Here is an 18,610-nt window from a genome sequence, read left to right as displayed (position 1 = left end):
TATGGAAAAAAAACATCTGTTGCTAGTTTGCCGAAAAGCTCCCTACGGTAACGCACTGAGCCGCGAAGCCATTGATATCGCTTTGGCAGCCGCGGTATTCGATCAACAGCTTAGCTTGTTATTCACTGGCGACGGGGTTTTACAATTGCTCGATCAACAGCAGCCAGAAGACCTAGGGTTAAAAAGCCAGCAAAAATTACTCTCAGCACTTGAGCTGTATGATATCAATAACCTTTTTGTGGATACCGATGCACTAACCGCCAGACATATCAACGAAGCTGATTTATTCATTGCGACCAAACCTCTGGATCAATCCGGGATGTCGGCGCTATTATTACAAGCCGATATTATTTTAAATTTTTGACCGCTGTAATCACTTATGATTTTACACACTGTAAACAAGTCGCCCTTTAACCACTCAAGCTTCGAGGAGTGCTTGCGCGTTTGCAGTGCGGGCAGTTCTATATTGCTTATTGAAGACGGTGTTTACGCTGCCAAAAATCACACCAAGTATGCAGCACTAATCGAACAACATAGCGACATCAGATTTTATGCGCTGGTCGCAGATATAAAAGCCCGTGGCCTGTCTGATCAACTTAGCGACACCGTTACTGTTATTGACGATGTAGAATTTGTGACGCTAAGCACCCAGCACAAAAGCGTACAGAGCTGGTACTAACTGTGAACCTCTCAATTGATGGGCGCACTATCACTCTGGATAAAGAAGGATTTTTAAAAAACCTGCACGATTGGGATGAAGACATTGCTGACCAACTAGCCAGCAACGAGTCGATAGAATTAAGTGCTGACCACTGGGAAATCATTCATTTATTGCGACACTTTTATCAACAGTTTGAAATATCGCCAGCCATGCGCCCGCTGGTAAAATATATCACCCAACATTTAGGAAAAGACAAAGGCCGCAGCATTTATTTGTTGCAATTGTTTCCTGGCAGCCCTGCTAAAATTGCTGCCAAAATTGCCGGCCTACCCAAGCCGGATAACTGTTTATAATGTAAGGATTAGATAAATCCCCCTATGTCAGAAACCTATCGTAAAAAACTTGGCCAACTCAAAGACAACGAGCATCCGTTTGCGCAATACGTACGCATACTTGGCAAAGGCAAAACCGGTTCGCGCTCACTCACAGAGCTGGAAGCCTATGACGCGATGAGTATGATTCTGCAACAACAAGTAGAGGATATTCAGCTCGGCGCTTTTTTAATGCTGTTGCGGGTCAAAGAAGAAAGCCCCGATGAACTTACCGGATTTGTCCGTGCAGTACGCGATAATATCGCCGCCCCAGATCAGATTGCAGTCAATCTGGATTGGTCTAGCTACGCCGGCAAAAAGCGGCAGCTGCCCTGGTACTTATTAAGCTGTTTCTTATTAGCTGATCAAGGTATTCGTATTTTTATGCATGGTGCCAGCGGCCATACCATTGGTCGACTTTACACCGAACAGGTACTACCCGAACTTGGGGTCAACACAGCAACAGACTGGCAGCAAGTTGCTACTCAGCTCGACCAACAATGCTTCAGCTTTATGCCACTGGATTACCTGTGCCCGGAGCTTAAACGCATTATCGATTTCCGGAATTATTTAGGCCTGCGTTCACCCGTACATACGCTATCGCGATTAATTAATCCATTGGCCGCTGACTACAGTATGCAAAGTATTTTCCACCCTGCCTATGCCGACAGCCACCAACAAGCCGCGATCAAGTTAGGGCAAACCAATGCTGCGGTATTTAAAGGAGAAGGCGGTGAATTAGAGCGTAAACCTGAAGCCAGCTGCATTGTTAAGATGGTAATTAACGGCCAGGCACAGGAAGAAATATGGCCGAAGCTGATTGAAGGCAGGCAAGCACAACCCGAACAACTGGATTTGCGTGAACTAAAAGCCGTCTGGCGTGGCAAGCAACAAAATGACTATGCCGAACAGGCAATTATAGGTACCACTGCGATCGCCTTAAAACTACTCGGCAAAGCCAACACGCAAAAAGACTGCCTGAATTTAGCACGGCAATACTGGCAAGACCGAAATCCTGGCCGGCTTTAATTAACTGTCAGCGCTATAGCCATTCGGATTTTGACTTTGCCAGCGCCAGCTGTCAGCGGTCATTTCTGCAATGCCTCGAGCCGCAACCCAATTTAATTCCTTGGCAGCAAACGCCGGGTCAGCGTAACAACTGGCAACATCACCAGGTCGACGGTCTACTAATTGATAAGCAATCTTTTTTCCGGATGCCTGCTCAAAAGCAGCAACCATCTGCAGTACTGAATAGCCACTGCCGGTACCAAGGTTATAAGCCACCGCACCGGGATTGTCAGCTAATTTCTCCAGCGCTTTTAAATGCCCCAAAGCCAAATCAACGACGTGAATATAATCGCGCACCCCGGTACCGTCTACAGTCGCATAATCACTGCCGAATACGGATAATTGCTCGCGCTTACCGATCGCTACCTGAGTAATAAATGGCATCAAATTATTAGGGATACCATTGGGGTCTTCACCAATACGCCCACTTCTGTGCGCACCGACTGGGTTAAAATAACGCAGCAGAATCGGATTCCAGCGCTCATCTGCCACGGCCAAATCCCGTAATATTTCTTCAATCATTAATTTGGAGCGGCCATAGGGGTTGGTTGCTGATAAAGGAAAATCTTCTGTAATCGGCACCGAGGCTGGGTCACCGTAAACAGTGGCCGAAGAACTAAACACAATATTGAACACACCGTGCTCAGCCATCACATCGGTCAGTACCAGCGTGCCATAGACATTATTATGGTAATACAGAGAAGGCTTCGCGACCGACTCACCCACCGCCTTCAAACCGGCAAAATGAATCACAGCTTCCACTTGGTTTGCAGCAAAAACCTTGGTCAAGGCCTGCTTATCGCAAATATCCACTTGATAAAAATCAACGTTTCGCCCCGTAATTTCTTTAACTCTGGCTAATGATTCCGGGTGACTATTGGATAAATTATCTACAACAATTACCTCGTGGCCACTATTCAGTAGCTCCACACAGGTATGACTGCCAATATACCCCGCTCCGCCGGTTACCAATACTTTCATCAACACAATCCGTTTATCAGGTTTATTTATTCTATAGCCAGCAAAGTGTAGTCAATCACAAGGGGAATTTCATCAAGCAAGCGTGGGATAAATTCACTATAATGCACCACTTCTGCCATCGACTTCCACAATCATCTCTACCAACCAGCCTATGCCTTTAAGCAACGTCAAACCTGAAAACTATCAAGCACTGTTAGCCAGCAAGACACAACGTATCAGCCAGCAATTCGCTGAATTTAATCCACCAGCGCTGGACGTGTTTGAGTCACCGGCACTGCATTTTCGGGTACGTGCCGAATTTAAAATTTGGCACGATAACGATGACTCTTATTATGTTATGTTTAATCGCGAGCAACCGAAACAACCGGTGCGCATTAATGAATTCCCTATTGGTGCAACCCGAATCAACCATTTAATGGCAGAGATCATTACGGCGGTTAAATCCTCCGAGCTACTACGACGCAAACTGTTTCAGGTTGAATTTTTAACCACATTAAGCGGCGAAGCTTTAGTCAGCCTTATTTATCACAAACCGCTCAATGAAGACTGGCAGCTACTGGCCAAACAACTGCAACAACAATTATCTATCCGTATTATTGGACGCAGTAAAAAGCAGCGCCTGGTACTTGACCAGGATTACGTAACCGAAACACTCACTGTCGCCAACAAGCAATACCACTTTCAACAGGTGGAAAACAGTTTCACGCAACCCAATGCTTCTGTGAATCAGAAAATGTTGCAATGGGCGCTACAACATTCAGCCAATCTTGGTGGCGATTTAGTTGAACTTTACTGTGGTAATGGCAACTTCACAGTGGTGTTAGCACAAAACTTTAACCGCGTACTGGCTACGGAAATTTCAAAGACGTCAGTTAAATCGGCGCACCATAACTTTACGATCAATCAGGTCGACAACGTCACTGTTATTCGCATGTCGAGTGAAGACTTTTCCGCCGCTCTTAATGGCACCCGCGAATTTCGACGGTTGAAAGAGGTTGACCTGAATGAATATCAATTTTCCACTGTTTTAGTGGACCCACCACGTGCCGGCTTAGACCCTGCGACAGAGCAACTCATTAGTCGCTTTGATAATATTATTTATATTTCCTGCAACCCTGATACCCTGCACCATAATCTCAGCACTTTATATAACACCCACAGCATAGAAAAAATGGCGATCTTTGACCAATTCCCTTATACCGACCATATTGAAAGCGGCGTCTTATTAAAAAAACGATAAAATACCCAATCACTCGCAGCCAACCACCACGAGGAAAACAGTATGAGCACGACCAGCGCACTCAGTGATGAAGCGATTATTCAACGCCTACAGCAAACACCGCAATGGGAGTTGAAAGAAAACAAGCTTTATCGTCGTTTGATGTTCGAAGATTTTCGTCCATGCCTTCGGTTTTATGACTCAAATTGCAATCATCGCTGAAAAACTAAATCACCACCCTGAATGGGCCAATGTCTACCGCACCGTGGATATTTATCTGACTACCCATGATGCTGGTGGCGTTAGTGACAAAGATTTTGAATTGCTGGCAGCAATAGAAAAACTCATCGGTCAAAACTAAAGAGAAGATGCTAATAACTTCGGTGCAGATTATGGCAGCGGGCTAAGTAAAAATCGATTGTCCGACTCAATGACTAGCTGTTGCTTAAATGCAGTCAGTGTTGCAACGTCACGACTAATAACACTATCTACCCGCGTCATGCCTTGATGTACCTCGTACTTCAAACCACCCTGCCTCGCTATTGTCATGGATAAGGCCTGCTGGGAACCCGGTTCAAGATTTACCAACCAGCCATCCAGTTCCAGGGCCGAACCAAAGACTGCAACTTTTTCAACCATGTGTGGACTGTTATTCTTCACTACCAAGGTAAATGTTTTTGGCTGCAAGAAAAAAACTAGCGTGGCCAGTAAAAATAAACAAAACAACAACAGGCTGATTTTTTTCGTCACTGTCACTATAACCCTAGATACGATCGAGCATTAATACACACGCACTCCATGCTTTCGGCATTGACGGGTCAACACTTCATCCAGTTGCAGCAAATCATCTTTTTCAATATCGATCACCGCCACACCGGATTTAGCATACCAGTCCTTGCGTTTCATACGCTGTGCCAAGCCAGCGCTTTTACCATCATCCCAGCATTCAATATAAAGCTGATAAGCGGGTAAATAAAAATCGGCGATCAGTTCTTCAGCGACTGGCAATCGCCGTTGGCAGGCGTGTGCGATCCCGGCCATATATAACCAATGGCAAATTTGCAGCTCGGCTTTACTGCTATGTTGATGTCCATCGAGGGATTGATACTGACTTTGATCAGCGAATAAATCATCGCCAGATGACTCCGGGGAAAAAATTTCTGCGCAAAATGCCAGCTGTGTTTTCAGTAGCGCATGTTGTTCGACTGCTTGTGGCCACACCACATAGAAAGTACCGCTGTTTTCATTTTCCAGTTGCACACCGCCTTGCTGATCACCAAGCTCTGTTAACTCCCAGCCTTGTAAACCGTGTTTTATCCAACCAAGCTCGGCCAAAATACGGTTTACTTCTCGGGCATTAATACCAACGGTTTTACCCAAAGCGCTGGCTGAAATATGCCGATTATCTTCCAGCGCCTGCAACAACGGGTGCGACAACACATCGTCAGGCCAAACGATATAACGACCATAACGTTTACTGTGAACATATTCCCCACCTTCGAATTCACCCTTGGTGGTCAGCGCCCAACCCTCTTCCAACTTACGAATCCAACCGTAATCTTTAAAGGTAGAAAATAATTGTTGCGAACTGACTTCCAGCGCTTTAGCCAAAGCACTGGTGGAAATTTTTTGCGGTGAATTGGCTGGGGTATCAGACATTACAATTACGCAGTCGCCTGTTGATAGCGGGCCGCCAACGCCTGATACACTTGCTCACTAAAATTAGCTGCCTGACTATCTAACTCGGAGAGGATTTCGACAAGATGCTCATTATCTTCACGTCCCTGCCACTGTTTGACGTAACTACCCTCCTTATAACCATTATCCTGACGGAAAAAATTCAGCACATTTTTACCGACATATTGCCGATACAAATCCTCAAAACTTAAACCGACTGCATTCATCAAATCCCAAAACAGCGCCACTGAAAAACTGCGGGTGGCCAGACTGTGCTGCGCCAGTGCTTCAGTTGCCTCACGCACTTCAATGCCACTGTATTGATATCCCGCTAATTGCTGCTCCATCGCCTCAGCGATAGCATCCTGACTTTGGCCTTCGGCAAACAAGGCACTCATCCCGAAGTGCCATATATCAATAGCTTCCAGTTTGACCTGATCCATATCCGGGTTTGTTTCTTCCACCACTTGTAGCCGTAATGCTCGACCAACTCACCACACTCAATCCAGATTGCCCGATACCACTCAAACTGTTGAGCGATCCAGTCGGCATGCACTTTCTGGTTCATCTTATCTTGCATGGCTAACATGGTGGCAAAAGCTTGTTTCATTTAGGCTCCCCTGGGGTGGTTATAACGTATTACGACAATAAATATCTCCATGGCCAGATAAGGCAGGAGCTATATCGTATTCAGCCGTCGATTATAAACAGCCAGACGCTATATTAATACCGTGGGATTGAAGCTTAAACCTCAGCCAAAGCAGGGGCTTGGCCGCAAAGACAAGCTAGCCAAACCCCAACTGGATGAAGTAGCTGAAAAATAGAACCATCAGGGCATGATCCCTGCTAGCAAAAACCTAGAATGGTTTGCGCTGGATTTTATCTGCCCATTTAATCACCGCCTTCTTTACCGCATCAGGAGCCTTGGCTTCAAATAAGTTACGGTTCAAGGCCGGAAAATCTTTGGGACCTCCCTCTTCTGGCCACTGGATCGTAGCATCTATGGCAATTTTACTGGTTCTTCCGTCAACAGCGCTAGGCTCAAAAAAGGAGGCTTTCGCTGACTCAGTAATATCACTCGCTGCCGCAGGCTGCCAGCGGGACCCTAGTGCCAACCACATCTCGGCCTGATTCATAATATCCAGATCATCATCGACCACTACCACCACCTTGGCAATAAAAGAGCGCTTGCTAATGGCATTCGCTATTTCCTTACCCAACCCCGGTTTGTCTTTTTTGATACTGACGAAATACACGCCTTTGGTATCGTCGTGATAAAAGATGCCGGTTATTTGCGGGTACTTTTTTTGCCAGGAACTGACGTTGTATGCATCCATCGGCGCCTTAACAAAACCTCCGCCAATGCTAGTAAAGCTATTCATCAATATAGGATTTTTTCGATGGGTAATTTTATTAATCCTGACGGCAAAACGTGCCTCATTACGGTCGCCCAGATAGCCATAGGTTTCATGATACGGACCTTCAGGCTCGGTATTGATTAAATCGATAACCCCTTCTATCACTAATTCTGAATGAGCTGGCACGATCAAACTGCTATCGTCACATTTAACAACCTCTAGTGCTTTACCCCGCATACCACCGACATAAGCCAGCTCATCAATGGGCTTTTTAAACGTCAAAGGAACACGAGAGCCACTCACCATCCAGGTTACAGGATCCTGACCCAACACGAAGGCCACCGGCATCATTGTTTCGCCGCGTTTAATCGCACGAAGAATCATTCTGTTTGCCGTTTGATTGGGTTCAGAATTTAAAATAATTTTTCGAGCACTGATGATTTGGCAGCGATAGGTTCCAAAATTTTGCTGCCATTCTGGGTCATAGGTGAAACACGAAGCAGTATTTATATAGCGGCCAGCATCACCGGGGTTGCCCTGTATAAAAGCAAAATTAGTAATATCTATTTCATCGCCTGTAAGCGTAATTTCTTTACAGGGAGCCTGTTCCCGAGCAACCTGTACTGGCGGTATCTGCGGGTAATCGCCACCATTGGCCTCAAGCATGGACATCATATATTTCAAGCCGGCGCGATAAGAGTTCTCTGGCACAATAGGGTCTATCTCTAAACCCCACATCAGCGCTTCCTGATGATAGTGACTTTGATTGTTGGCTATGATTGGCCCTTTAATCCAACGTCCATCCTGTTTAACATTTTCGAATAACACTACCGGCGCACCATAAGCACCAAATGTATCCGCCAGGTAATACATAATGGCTGTACCTTCGTAAGCATCCTGATCTATTTTATCAAAGCGCACCAATAAACCGTGATCCTCCATCGCGGCTAAATAGTCGCGCAAGCTCTCAAAGGGCGCTTGATTATTCGAACCTGTAGTCCGGGGTTTACCAGACATTGCATGGGCTGAGTTTGGCATTGCTGCCAAGCTCATTGAGGCTGCGGCAACACCGCTTGCAGCCAAAAAACGTCGCCTGGACACCAGCTCTTCAAGCTGTTTACTTAATTCATCACGCATACTCACCCCACAATTACTGTTGCTGATCAATGGAAATATTTTTTATTTCGCTGAAGCAATCAACCCAATCGGTAACATTGCGCGCATCGACACAGGAAATTTTTTTACCCCTGAGCCAACCAAGCCACGCTACCCAAGGGTAAATTACCCTCGTATAAAAATAGTGTTTCATGTTAAACACACTATTAAATCGCGAGATGAAGACGAATGGCAATTAAGATTTATTAAGATGAAAGATATATGCCAAACAGTCACCATAGGAAAACTAAAACTACCAACTTTACACTTCTTAATGGATAAATATTTTTTATCGCTTTTTTTCAGAACGGAATAATGCTTATAATTTTCAGGGCAATTAAATATGTCCATCCGATCCTGCGTACAAAAACCATCAATCTGTGCTTTAAGAGCGACTCGATATGTACCTGAAAAACAAGTACCAGCAACAGTGCCTAACTGTTCTTTTAATATCACTACTGCTGATGGCAGGTTGCCAGCACACGATGATAAGCCATAATACTCCCCAGCACTGCATAGCCCCTACCCCAAAGGAATTCTGTCACTGGATTTTAATCCGACCCAAATTTCTATCGAGCGCTATCGAGGTGAGGACGCGCTGTTTATTCCAAGTTACTACAATGTTGAAAAAGATCCTGTTAGCAAACTGTTTACGGGCATTTACAGAGACCGTGATAAAGTCGGGATCATTGCTGACATCCACAGCATAGACTTTGCAAACTTTGATCCCGCCAAAGATATTGAAATCATCACTGACCTCCAGCTGGGGCGAGCCAGCAAGGCATTTGGCAAAACCATTTGGCCCAATGGTGCCAGCTTGGTTGAAGAAGGTATTTTTCCATTTACTGCGGCAATACTGCCACAAGGTTTTTTAAATGCGCGGGAGGCGGGACGACTGTCAGTAATCAATCTTGATGCCCCCTCTAAAACTGAATATGTCATTCATCAAAGCCAACAAACCGGAAAATTTACCCGCCCCATGGATCCCAACAATAGTCCCCGTTGGTATCACGAAGTACGTTATTACGATGTAGACAACGACGGCTACAAAGACATTATCACTGCGCGTTCGGGTTTTCGTGTCGGTAAAGGTTTCCATCCTCCCTTTGGCGAATTAGTCTGGTTTAAAAACCCGGGCCCAGATTTAAATCCTGCAACACCTTGGCAAGAAACCATTTTATACGGTGGTCCCGCTGCTCAATTTAAGGGGCCCGATGTTCATATCGATATGGCTGATCTCGACAATGATGGTAGCCCGGAGCTCATTACCACCAATTTCTTCGCAGAAAAAATCAGTGTGTTTGGCGCACCGGATGGCAGTACCTGGTCAAAGGTAAACGCCCTTACGGGAACATTACCCAGGATGGCGGTGATTAGTGACAATCAAGGACAACCTTTCGACATCGAAGTGGGCGATGTCAACAACGATGGCCGTGTGGATATACTCGCCAGTAATCATCAACCCGATAACTGCACAGCAAAAACCCAGAGCAATATTCCAGGGCGGGTATATGTATTAGAGCTTCCCGGGGATGGCAATATCTATCAACCATGGCCGGTGCATATTATTAAAGACAATATTCGCCCACAGCCATCAACCTACCCTTTGTCAGCACCAGGGCGATTAGCACCTGGACCAGCACATCAGTTTCATGCCATGAAATCGATGCAAGGCAGCACCAAACCCAGCATTTTGGTTGGCGGCGACGAAGCGGGAAAGGCCTGGGTATTGCGTGCGAAGAAACCTGACGATCCCAATAACTGGGAATACTATTCAGATGTGGTATTTGATATCAATGATCATTATGGTGAAAGAACTAGCCAACGTTTTCTCAGCGACCCGGCAGGTATCACCATCTCCACGGTTGGTTCACCCACCATAGGGTATAGCAGTGATGATTCTTCAGCCTATGCTGAAATTTACTTGCCGGTATTCGAAGCACAGCAAATACATGTCCTCAGCTTTGAACCTCAAGGCAATAAGCAACCAGTAACCTGTGGCAGTGAACAAATCTATGCCTGTCCTGTAATAGACGCTGTAATAGACGCAACACCTTGAGGAAAAACGAGGCCATGCGTAAACAGGATAAGGCTTAGTAAGCATGCGCTAAACTGCCAATCAAAGCGGCTTTTGGGCCCCCGGCCCGGCAATCGACATTGCTTTACTATAGGCAGGCCGTTGCTGGATACGTTCTAAATAAGCAACGACGTTGGGCAGGTCATCTACCTTTCGCGCCCCGGCCAATGGCAACGTAGTTAAATTGAACACCGCTAAAATATCCGCACAGGTTAATGTATCGCCCGCCAAAAAATCGACCTCTCCAAGACGCTGGTTCAAATGCTGATAGTAAGCTTCCTCACGGCGGGTTAAAAAATCGACATTAGCGGCTGCTTGCTGCTCGACGGGGAAAACACCTACCGTCAAGTGAATAAAAAACAGGGTGAGCGCATTATTACTAAATTGCATCCAGTACAAATAGTCGGGATAGTTAGCTTGGTCCGGTGCTACACTTAATTGCCCATTACCATAACGCTGACTCAGATATTCAACGATGGCCGCCGACTCTGCCAGCACCACATCACCATCCTTAATAATCGGAGCGGTACCAGCCGGGTGCAGCGCGCGATATTCAGCCGGGGCCAAACCATCACTGCCGCGGTCATACCACTCAATGGTATAGGGTGCGTTTAGCTCTTCCATCAGCCATACCACACGGTCTGATTGTGAAACCCCAAGGTGATAAATAGTAACCATGTTTATTGCCCTATGCTGTCTGCGGTGAAATGGCGAAAGACTCCGATAGCTATCTGTATACTGAGTCTGTGGTTGATATAAGCGCTAAACCTTGCGCCTTTCACCCATGATAACCTTATTGATGTAAACGCTAAATGAATAAAGGCAGACCAGGTGTTACTGCGAGTTAAATAGTTACTGCCTATATTTGATGTTACAGTGCCGCGAAGCGGCGGTCATCATAACTATGGTTTTAGCAGCTAATTCTATGCGAACTCTTAACTATCTATGCACCCTACTTGGGTTACTACTTGCCCTGGAATGTGCTGCGAAGGATATTGTTATTAACCCGGAGCTGGGCAAATTAGTTCTGGATGAGCAGCTGAGCTACTTGCATGATCAGCAACAGACGCTGGATCTCAGCCAACTGGTAGGTAGTGATAGCGAATCACTGAACTGGCAAGCAGGTACCCAGCGCGCTGGCGCATTGATCATGGCGCCGGGGCTCTATTGGTTTAAGGGTCAATTGCGCAACGATAGTGAGCAAACTATTGATTTGGTTCTGCAGACGGAATACCCGTCAATCAAGGTGGCTGACCTATACCTTATTAAGGATAATGAGATTGAAACCCTCTACGCCAACGCTGGCCTGGATGATGCTTTTACTAATCGCCCCATTCCGCACCGAACTTTAATCAACCCGATTAGCCTCACTCCGCATAGCAGCATCACATTGATATGGCGTATCGACAGTGAACCCTTATTTCAATTTAAAGCGACGATTTGGCAGCCACAGCTATTTATCGATCGAGACCAACACCGACAACTATTTTACGGGCTGCTCTATGGCTGCCTGATTGTGATGACGCTATACAATCTATTTCTGTTCTTCGCCTGCCGACAGCGAAGTTACTTTTATTATGTACTTTACGTTAGCAGCGCAACCTACTTGATCGCTGCCGATCAGGGGCATGCCTATCAATACCTCGTCACCGACTCAAACTGGGAGAAATTGGCGATCTACGCGTTTATGTACATCGTCAATTTCAATATGTTCGCTCAATTCTCTATTCATTTTCTGAATTTAAAAAAATATGCACCACGACTACTACTTGGGATTCGCAGCCTGGCGATCCTATCGTCATTGATAGCATTTGGCGTCCTCACTACCGGTTACCTGCCATTGATATTTATTGGGCTGGCAAGCATGAGCTTATTATTTGCCGCAGCGTTAGCAGCCGGCATTATCGTACGCCGCGCTGGAGTAATTTCAGCAGGCCACTTTATTATTGCGATGATGATTCAGGTCTTTACCTTGATCGCCAGCAATATGACCACTTTGGGGATTTTATCCATTAGTGGATATCAGAAAGTCTACCCGCTATTGGTACTACGTTGATGCTGGTTTTTTTCTCGCTAGCACTGGCTGACCGTATTAACCAACTGCAAAAAGAAAACAATGACGCCAACCTCGGTATGGCCAAAGCCAATGAAGAAAAACTAAAGGCCAAAGCCGAGCTAGTTAAAAACCGAGCTGAACGCATAAATCTTGAACAATCGGCAAATCAAGCGCGACGAGAAAGCCGCTCAAAAAGCAATTTCCTCGCCACTATGAGTCATGAAATTCGCACCCCAATGAATGGCGTGCTAGGCATGACTGAACTCATGAAATCGACCCATCTGGACGAACAACAAACACTCTACTTAAACACTATTGAGCGTTCAAGCCAGTCCCTGCTGGCCATCATTAACGACTTACAGGATTTTGCTAAATTCGAGGCCGGTGAAATGTCGCTGGAAATCGCCAGCTTTAATCTCGAAACATTGTTAGACGATTGTATCTCTACCTTTTCGCTACGAGCGTTGGAAAAAAACCTGAATCTCATTGCCGATCTGGACCCGGATATACCACCGGTACTTCGCGGCGATGCAACCAAGTTGCGACAAATCATTCTGAATTTTTTAAGTAACGCGTTTAAATTTACCGACCAGGGCGATATTTTGTTGAGTGTCAGCACCACCCAGAAGTCATCCATAAATGGTATTGAACTAAAATTTGCTGTTAGAGACAGTGGCATTGGTCTCACCAATGAAGAACAGCAACGACTGTTTAGCCCCTTTCAACATGCTGACGACAGCACCTATGGCCGTTATGGCGGCAGCGGACTCGGCTTATCAATCAGCAAGCAATTAGCTGAACTGATGGACGGCAGCATTGGCGTGATTAGCGAAGCCGGCGTCGGTTCCACCTTTTGGTTTACTGCCCGCTTATTGCTCGATAAAGACATTGATAAAACACTGCTGCGTAAAAAATCAGCAGCAATCAATGGCAAGCGGCTGCTACTGGTAGACCCCAACCCAGTCTCAGCCGACATCATCAGTCGTTTATTAGAAAGCTGGAATCTCGTGGTCATTGCTTGCTGTAGCGTGGATCAAGCTAGACGCTGCATTGATCAATACAACTTTGACATTGTCCTCGCCGAATATCATTTATTAGACAGCAACAGCTTAAAAATCAGCGAATATTTACAGCTGCACTCTCCTGCTACCGTCTTTATTATAATGGCAGCTAATCGAACATTGGCCCGCAAAAATATTTTAGCGGATTACGATATCAAAATTTTGCTGGAGAAACCGATTACCCATGCCTTACTTCATGATGCCTTAGTACGTTCACTGACCAGCCCTCAGCATAGCGCGGAACAACAAGCGACATTAAGCAATGATCAACAACACCTGCGAGTGTTAGTGGTTGAGGACAACCAAGTAAATCAGCTGGTTATCCTGGGACTGCTAAAACAGCTCAACATCACTCCTGACCTCGCCGCCAATGGCCTGCAAGCATTAGCAGCCTTTGAGCAAACACGCTATGACCTCATCCTGATGGATTGCGAAATGCCGGAGATGGATGGCTATGAAGCCAGTCATCAGATTCGCGCCAAGGAACAGCAATCCGGCGCCAAGCCGGTAGTGATTGCCGCGCTCAGTGCGCATGCCCGCAGTGATTATAAAGATCGAGCACTGCAAGCAGGGATGGATGAGTATCTGACCAAACCGATAGGGCTCAATGACTTGCTGGATTTGATTAATAAACAATTGAGTCGCTAAATTTTTCGACAAAACAGAAAATAGTCACTACAAGCAAATGCCAGCCCAACGGCAACAGAGCAGTGTATTAGTCTATTATTAAGCTATTATGATGTTTATATGAATTTATCCACAGATTCTGTGGATAAGTTAGGGGATAAGTTGATTATATCGACGCCTAGCGCCTGTCAGTTCGTGACTTATTACCATTTGTACAAATTATAACCAGCATATTTTCTCCTTAAAAATCAATGACTTACTTTTTTTGTATGGATATACAGGTACGGTGACAAGTTTTTGACCTCAAAAACAGGGGAATGAGAGCTAATGTGCATAACATAGTGAAAAAAGTTAGTGACTCATGACCTGCAAAAGCAAGAGCAAAGGTCAGTTAATAAATTTAGTAGCAGTAATTTACACAATCCGCCAACAACCGGTAACACTTTTTGCGGTCAAACATTCACCCGGTTCCTAGCCAGAAAGCGTCAATAAAACCATGACTCTAAAAATACGGCATTCAATTATTAACAAAACCCAAAGCTTATTGTTAGTTTTAAGCCAGCTTATACTCATCAATTTTACGTTTGCTAATTCACTGACAGAACAACAAGTCATTCAACAAGCTGAACGATTATTCAATGGTCGTGTAGTGACTCTCACCCCAAACACAGATAAAAATATTTTTATTATTCGTTTATTAACTGATAAAGCAAAGATAATCTTGATCGAAGCAGATGCTGTTAGCGGCAACATGCAGCGAAAAAATTTCGAGCCTACCCTACCTGCAAAACCTACTCAAAATAAGTAAACTGTGAATCAACACTCGCGATAATTAATTTAATAAGTGATACCGAGGTAACTATAACCACTAGACTGGTTAATCAAACATTCTATGTGACATTGATACAATGTTAATAAAAATTATAAATAATAATCACCAATGCAAGAATTAGAATCAGGTCCGATTTGCTGCCAGTACGCTATCGACTATTACTCGGAGTATGGGCTTAGATTGTGCATTTTTATCAGTATTTATAGTGTTAATTTGCTAGCTGAAGCAGCTCAGTGGCCAACCTGGGGAACGGACAATGGTGGCAGTCGATACTTCAGTCTTGCATAAATTAACCGGGTTATTAATCATCAGCTAAATTCAGCCTGGCAATGCAAGACTGTGGCGGTACAGTGCGTGCCACAGCGTTGTTTTTGGTTTAGATACGCAACAAAAAACGCAACATCATATTGCGCAAAACGAATTATTGCCGTCACAAGTGATGGACGCTTACTCGCGACTGACGCCATCCAAAGCAAGCCTTGTATCAACTCAAGTGATAACGGTATTGTCTATGACGAACAGACGGTACAAGTTAAACAACCGACCTTAGCTCATTTAAATGAAGCGCTATCAGCCGCCCGGTTTACACGTGCAATAGAAAGCCTACTTACCAAGCATTTCCAAAATACTGGAGAAGTCCCGCTGACCATTACCATTAGCAGCATGGGCGGAATACAAGCTCCGGGCCAGCGCGCCCATCGGCGTTGAAGATTTGGTGTGGACTGCGGTTTCCATCGCCAAACCTAAATCCTTGCACATCAGGTCGACCATAAAGCCAGGTTTGTAATCATTGCTGGCAGGCGCTGTTGGCATCACCCCGGGATAAGGGTTATACACTTCCAATGACCAATTCCGACCGGAGCTGGCTAACATGATCTCGGATAATTTAGCGGGGTCCATACCATTATCGACACCCAACTTTAACGCTTCTGACGTGCCTACCATCAATACCGACAACAACATGTTATTGCAAATTTTAGCCACTTGACCGGAACCATGGTCACCCGCGTGAAAAATGTTCTTGCCCATACCTTCAAGAATCAACTTGGCTTTGGCAAAACTTTCGGCAGAACCTCCACACATAAACGCCAAGGTTCCAGCGGCCGCCGCTGCCACTCCGCCGGACACGGGCGTATCCATTACTGCTATGCCCTTTTCATTGGCTGCTGCCGCCACTTTGCGCGCAGTAGCGGCATCGATAGTACTGGAATCCAATAACACAGTATTGGGTCCAACATTATTCAGCAAGCCGTCATCACCTAAATAGACCATTTCAACATGCTTACCCGCAGGCAACATAGTGATAACAAAATCCACATCGGCAGCAGCGGCATTGGCACTGGCAGCAGACGTCGCGCCGGCATCGACTAACTGCTTCACCGCAGCGGGTACTAAATCAAATACACATACCTGGTGTCCGGATTTCACCAAATTGGCAGCCATCGGCCCGCCCATGTTTCCTAAACCAATAAAGGCAACTTTAGACATCTCTTACTCCTGCAAATAGCGACCACGCGGGTCGTTATTATTATTTAGTGACTAGTGTTTAAAGGCCACTCAAATCATTGAGCGGATTTTCCGGCCACGGTGGGCTTACCATTTGTTCGAGCAAGGCCAACGGCACATTGTCCACACGATCAAATAACCAACGCGGTTGCTGATCCTTATCGATCAGTAACGCGCGTACACCTTCTGCAAACTCAGGGTGACGTATCACATTGGTAGACAACATTAATTCAAACTGAAATACTTCGGCTAAAGACATTTCTTTCGTAAGGGCCAAGGCCTGATAAATATTACAGGCACTCAAGGCAGACCCATGGGCCAATGCTGCAGCGCCTTTGCTCAACCATTTATCATCAGTTGCATGTTCAGTAATGGCTTGCACAATTTCCGGCAGCGTCGCAAAGCCAGTGAGCTGTTGAATGATATCGAAATGAGGTTCAATATTAGCTGCAGGCAAAGCCGATTGATTATTCATAGCCACCGCTGCCAACAACCCATCGACTAAACTCGAGTCTGCACTTCCCGACCAGTTCAATGCCAGCAGTTGCTCCAGCACATCCTGTTTTTGCTCGTGCTGAATAAAGTGATCGCCATAGCCTACATAGAGACAATCCGTCGCATTCATGGAGCCAGCGGTTAACGCCAAATATAAACCGGTGCGACCGGGCGCTCGATTCAAAAACCAACTGCCACCGACATCCGGATACAAGGCGATGGTAATCTCCGGCATCGCCATGCGGGTTTTTTCAGTCACTACACGGTGCTTACAGCCTGCCATCAAACCCAGACCACCACCCATAACAATGCCGTGGCCCCAGCAGATCAAGGGTTTTTTATATTGGTGAATGATGTAGTCCAGACGGTATTCACGCTCGAAAAAACTTTCTGCATACTCACAGGGGCCGCCCGGATTTTCGACCGCGGATTGATGCAGTTTTTGCACATCGCCACCCGCACAAAACGCCTTTTGGCCAGCGCCCTGTAACATCACGCCAACGATCGAGTCGTCTTGCTGCCAATCAAGCAACTGGCTATAGAGTAAATCAACCATCTCGATGCTAAGTGCATTAAGTGTTTTTTCTTCATTCAAGGTCGCAATAGCAAATTGCTTACCATTGGTAGTGGCCAGCGTTTCAAATAAAACCGGCGGGGTGCTGTTGTCTGTCATCAGGCGTTTTTCCACTCCGCTTTGCGTTTTTCAACAAAGGCCGAAACCCCCTCTTTTTGATCCTGACTATCCCACAGTTTTACAAACTGCTCGCGTTCAGTGACAAAATTGGCATTCAACGGTTGTGAGCGTGCGGCCATAATCAGTTCTTTGCAGACCCGCACCGAGGTTGGGCTCTGCCCTTCTACTTTGCGCGCCAACTCGATCGCTTTTTCCGCGACGGTGCCACTTTCAACAATCTCGGAAATTAGACCTATTTCCAGCGCCTTGTCCGTTTTTAAACGCTCACCCAATAAGATCATGCGCTTCGCCCACTGCTCACCCACCAGCCAGGATAAGTGCTGGCTACCTAAGCCACAGGGCAATAAGCCTACCGCGCATTCAGGTAATGCCATCTGGGCATGGGCGTCAGCAATGCGGATATCACACGCTAGCGCCACTTCCAAACCGCCGCCCATGGCATAACCATTAATAGCCGCAATCGAGACACCGTTGTAGTTAGTGAGGGTTTCAAAGGACTTACCAAACGCTGCAGAAAAATCAAATACCTGACCTTTGTCATCGTGATTAAAACGATTGAGATCAGCCCCCGCTGAAAAGAACTTCTCACCGCTACCGGTAATAACTAGCGCGTAGTTATCTTTATCTGCATTCAATTCCTCAACGATATCGACTAAAAAGTGCAGGCTTTCCGGTGTCCAGGTATGAGCGGGTGGATTATTTAATGTCAGTAGTGCTACATGACCCTGTTTTTCGACCAGTATGGGTTGACTCATTAGGTAACTCCTCTCGT

The 18,610-nt window shown here is 45.8% G+C and carries 19 protein-coding genes and 1 pseudogene; 11 read left to right on the top strand and 9 right to left on the bottom strand.

All coding sequences use genetic code 11. The features are described from left to right. Nucleotide 1 precedes the first annotated feature (1 nt). From tusC to UNITIG_RS03450, 4 genes are read left to right on the top strand one after another with little or no spacing between them, the layout of a single operon-like run. Nucleotides 2-364 carry a sulfurtransferase complex subunit TusC gene (gene tusC, locus UNITIG_RS03465; protein ID WP_159931071.1) on the top strand — a complete coding sequence of 121 codons (363 nt, stop codon included), beginning with the start codon at nt 2-4 and terminating at the stop codon, nt 362-364. A 15-nt stretch (nt 365-379) separates the two neighbouring features. After that, nucleotides 380-679 carry a sulfurtransferase complex subunit TusB gene (gene tusB, locus UNITIG_RS03460; protein ID WP_101757107.1) on the top strand — a complete coding sequence of 100 codons (300 nt, stop codon included), beginning with the start codon at nt 380-382 and terminating at the stop codon, nt 677-679. A gap of 2 nt (nt 680-681) precedes the next feature. Beyond that, nucleotides 682-1,014 carry a TusE/DsrC/DsvC family sulfur relay protein gene (locus UNITIG_RS03455; RefSeq protein WP_200821158.1) on the top strand — a complete coding sequence of 111 codons (333 nt, stop codon included), beginning with the start codon at nt 682-684 and terminating at the stop codon, nt 1,012-1,014. A gap of 24 nt (nt 1,015-1,038) precedes the next feature. Beyond that, nucleotides 1,039-2,061 carry a glycosyl transferase family protein gene (locus UNITIG_RS03450; RefSeq protein ID WP_101757106.1) on the top strand — a complete coding sequence of 341 codons (1,023 nt, stop codon included), beginning with the start codon at nt 1,039-1,041 and terminating at the stop codon, nt 2,059-2,061. On the opposite strand, the gene galE is transcribed toward UNITIG_RS03450, so the two are convergent. Further along, complete coding sequence (gene galE / locus UNITIG_RS03445; protein WP_101757105.1) at nt 2,062-3,081, bottom strand: UDP-glucose 4-epimerase GalE; 1,020 nt, start codon at nt 3,079-3,081, stop codon at nt 2,062-2,064. Nucleotides 3,082-3,232: 151 nt separating this feature from the next. On the opposite strand from galE, the gene trmA reads away from it, so the two are divergent. Genes trmA through UNITIG_RS25420 form a run of 3 tightly spaced genes read left to right on the top strand, consistent with a single transcriptional unit; the run spans nt 3,233 to nt 4,661 of the window. Next, on the top strand, nt 3,233-4,321 hold the full coding sequence (gene trmA / locus UNITIG_RS03440) for a tRNA (uridine(54)-C5)-methyltransferase TrmA (RefSeq protein WP_101757104.1): 1,089 nt from the start codon (nt 3,233-3,235) through the stop codon (nt 4,319-4,321). A 42-nt stretch (nt 4,322-4,363) separates the two neighbouring features. Further along, nucleotides 4,364-4,522, top strand: a complete 159-nt coding sequence (locus UNITIG_RS25425) for a hypothetical protein (protein ID WP_369809133.1) — start codon at nt 4,364-4,366, stop codon at nt 4,520-4,522. After that, on the top strand, nt 4,497-4,661 hold the full coding sequence (locus UNITIG_RS25420) for a 4a-hydroxytetrahydrobiopterin dehydratase (protein ID WP_369809132.1): 165 nt from the start codon (nt 4,497-4,499) through the stop codon (nt 4,659-4,661). Before UNITIG_RS25425 ends, UNITIG_RS25420 begins: the two co-directional genes overlap by 26 nt. Before the next feature lie 29 nt (nt 4,662-4,690). Here UNITIG_RS25420 and UNITIG_RS03430 read toward each other — a convergent pair whose 3' ends face one another. From UNITIG_RS03430 to UNITIG_RS03415, 4 genes and pseudogenes are all read right to left on the bottom strand, one after another. After that, on the bottom strand, nt 4,691-5,050 hold the full coding sequence (locus tag UNITIG_RS03430) for a hypothetical protein (RefSeq protein ID WP_101757103.1): 360 nt from the start codon (nt 5,048-5,050) through the stop codon (nt 4,691-4,693). 30 nt (nt 5,051-5,080) lie between these two features. Continuing rightward, complete coding sequence (locus tag UNITIG_RS03425) at nt 5,081-5,959, bottom strand: hypothetical protein (protein WP_101757102.1); 879 nt, start codon at nt 5,957-5,959, stop codon at nt 5,081-5,083. Between the two features lie 5 nt (nt 5,960-5,964). Beyond that, nucleotides 5,965-6,587: pseudogene (locus UNITIG_RS03420) on the bottom strand (dUTP diphosphatase). A 247-nt stretch (nt 6,588-6,834) separates the two neighbouring features. Beyond that, the gene (locus UNITIG_RS03415) at nt 6,835-8,472 is read right to left on the bottom strand and encodes a UbiD family decarboxylase (protein ID WP_101757101.1); all 1,638 of its coding nucleotides are present in this window, start codon (nt 8,470-8,472) and stop codon (nt 6,835-6,837) included. An 835-nt stretch (nt 8,473-9,307) separates the two neighbouring features. Here UNITIG_RS03415 and UNITIG_RS03405 point away from each other — a divergent pair. Next, the gene (locus UNITIG_RS03405) at nt 9,308-10,549 is read left to right on the top strand and encodes a VCBS repeat-containing protein (RefSeq protein WP_101757099.1); all 1,242 of its coding nucleotides are present in this window, start codon (nt 9,308-9,310) and stop codon (nt 10,547-10,549) included. Between the two features lie 60 nt (nt 10,550-10,609). On the opposite strand, the gene UNITIG_RS03400 is transcribed toward UNITIG_RS03405, so the two are convergent. Then, nucleotides 10,610-11,245, bottom strand: a complete 636-nt coding sequence (locus UNITIG_RS03400; RefSeq protein WP_101757098.1) for a glutathione S-transferase family protein — start codon at nt 11,243-11,245, stop codon at nt 10,610-10,612. A gap of 247 nt (nt 11,246-11,492) precedes the next feature. Between UNITIG_RS03400 and UNITIG_RS03395 the strand changes: the two genes are divergently transcribed. The 3 genes from UNITIG_RS03395 (at nt 11,493) to UNITIG_RS03385 (ending at nt 15,119) form a co-directional block, all read left to right on the top strand. Further along, nucleotides 11,493-12,623 carry a 7TM diverse intracellular signaling domain-containing protein gene (locus tag UNITIG_RS03395; RefSeq protein ID WP_159931070.1) on the top strand — a complete coding sequence of 377 codons (1,131 nt, stop codon included), beginning with the start codon at nt 11,493-11,495 and terminating at the stop codon, nt 12,621-12,623. Beyond that, nucleotides 12,623-14,332 (top strand): response regulator, encoded by a 1,710-nt coding sequence (locus UNITIG_RS03390; RefSeq protein WP_101757096.1) that lies wholly within the window; start codon nt 12,623-12,625, stop codon nt 14,330-14,332. Before UNITIG_RS03395 ends, UNITIG_RS03390 begins: the two co-directional genes overlap by 1 nt. 475 nt (nt 14,333-14,807) lie before the next feature. After that, nucleotides 14,808-15,119: a PepSY domain-containing protein gene (locus UNITIG_RS03385; protein ID WP_101757095.1), complete on the top strand. Its 312-nt coding sequence runs from the start codon at nt 14,808-14,810 to the stop codon at nt 15,117-15,119. 627 nt (nt 15,120-15,746) lie between these two features. On the opposite strand, the gene mmsB is transcribed toward UNITIG_RS03385, so the two are convergent. From mmsB to UNITIG_RS03370, 3 genes are read right to left on the bottom strand one after another with little or no spacing between them, the layout of a single operon-like run. Beyond that, nucleotides 15,747-16,631 carry a 3-hydroxyisobutyrate dehydrogenase gene (mmsB, locus tag UNITIG_RS03380; protein WP_101757094.1) on the bottom strand — a complete coding sequence of 295 codons (885 nt, stop codon included), beginning with the start codon at nt 16,629-16,631 and terminating at the stop codon, nt 15,747-15,749. A 58-nt stretch (nt 16,632-16,689) separates the two neighbouring features. Continuing rightward, a complete protein-coding gene (locus UNITIG_RS03375; RefSeq protein ID WP_101757093.1) occupies nt 16,690-17,817 on the bottom strand; it encodes an enoyl-CoA hydratase/isomerase family protein in 1,128 nt (375 codons plus the stop codon). Next, the gene (locus tag UNITIG_RS03370) at nt 17,817-18,593 is read right to left on the bottom strand and encodes an enoyl-CoA hydratase (RefSeq protein ID WP_101757092.1); all 777 of its coding nucleotides are present in this window, start codon (nt 18,591-18,593) and stop codon (nt 17,817-17,819) included. Before UNITIG_RS03370 ends, UNITIG_RS03375 begins: the two co-directional genes overlap by 1 nt. Nucleotides 18,594-18,610 lie beyond the last annotated feature (17 nt).

It is taken from the genome of Oceanicoccus sp. KOV_DT_Chl, assembly GCF_900120175.1.
GTDB lineage: Bacteria > Pseudomonadota > Gammaproteobacteria > Pseudomonadales > Dasaniaceae > Oceanicoccus.
This window is presented reverse-complemented; position numbering and strand designations above follow the sequence as displayed.

Coding starts and splice junctions, on each gene's coding strand:
- UNITIG_RS25425 (WP_369809133.1), top strand. CDS start 4,364: ATGAGCACGACCAGCGCACTCAGTGATGAAGCGATTATTCAACGCCTA.
- trmA (WP_101757104.1), top strand. CDS start 3,233: ATGCCTTTAAGCAACGTCAAACCTGAAAACTATCAAGCACTGTTAGCC.
- UNITIG_RS03400 (WP_101757098.1), bottom strand. CDS start 11,245: ATGGTTACTATTTATCACCTTGGGGTTTCACAATCAGACCGTGTGGTA.
- UNITIG_RS03370 (WP_101757092.1), bottom strand. CDS start 18,593: ATGAGTCAACCCATACTGGTCGAAAAACAGGGTCATGTAGCACTACTG.
- mmsB (WP_101757094.1), bottom strand. CDS start 16,631: ATGTCTAAAGTTGCCTTTATTGGTTTAGGAAACATGGGCGGGCCGATG.
- UNITIG_RS03415 (WP_101757101.1), bottom strand. CDS start 8,472: ATGCGTGATGAATTAAGTAAACAGCTTGAAGAGCTGGTGTCCAGGCGA.
- UNITIG_RS03395 (WP_159931070.1), top strand. CDS start 11,493: ATGCGAACTCTTAACTATCTATGCACCCTACTTGGGTTACTACTTGCC.
- tusB (WP_101757107.1), top strand. CDS start 380: ATGATTTTACACACTGTAAACAAGTCGCCCTTTAACCACTCAAGCTTC.
- tusC (WP_159931071.1), top strand. CDS start 2: ATGGAAAAAAAACATCTGTTGCTAGTTTGCCGAAAAGCTCCCTACGGT.
- UNITIG_RS03385 (WP_101757095.1), top strand. CDS start 14,808: ATGACTCTAAAAATACGGCATTCAATTATTAACAAAACCCAAAGCTTA.
- UNITIG_RS03450 (WP_101757106.1), top strand. CDS start 1,039: ATGTCAGAAACCTATCGTAAAAAACTTGGCCAACTCAAAGACAACGAG.
- galE (WP_101757105.1), bottom strand. CDS start 3,081: ATGAAAGTATTGGTAACCGGCGGAGCGGGGTATATTGGCAGTCATACC.
- UNITIG_RS03375 (WP_101757093.1), bottom strand. CDS start 17,817: ATGACAGACAACAGCACCCCGCCGGTTTTATTTGAAACGCTGGCCACT.
- UNITIG_RS25420 (WP_369809132.1), top strand. CDS start 4,497: ATGACTCAAATTGCAATCATCGCTGAAAAACTAAATCACCACCCTGAA.
- UNITIG_RS03425 (WP_101757102.1), bottom strand. CDS start 5,959: ATGTCTGATACCCCAGCCAATTCACCGCAAAAAATTTCCACCAGTGCT.
- UNITIG_RS03390 (WP_101757096.1), top strand. CDS start 12,623: ATGCTGGTTTTTTTCTCGCTAGCACTGGCTGACCGTATTAACCAACTG.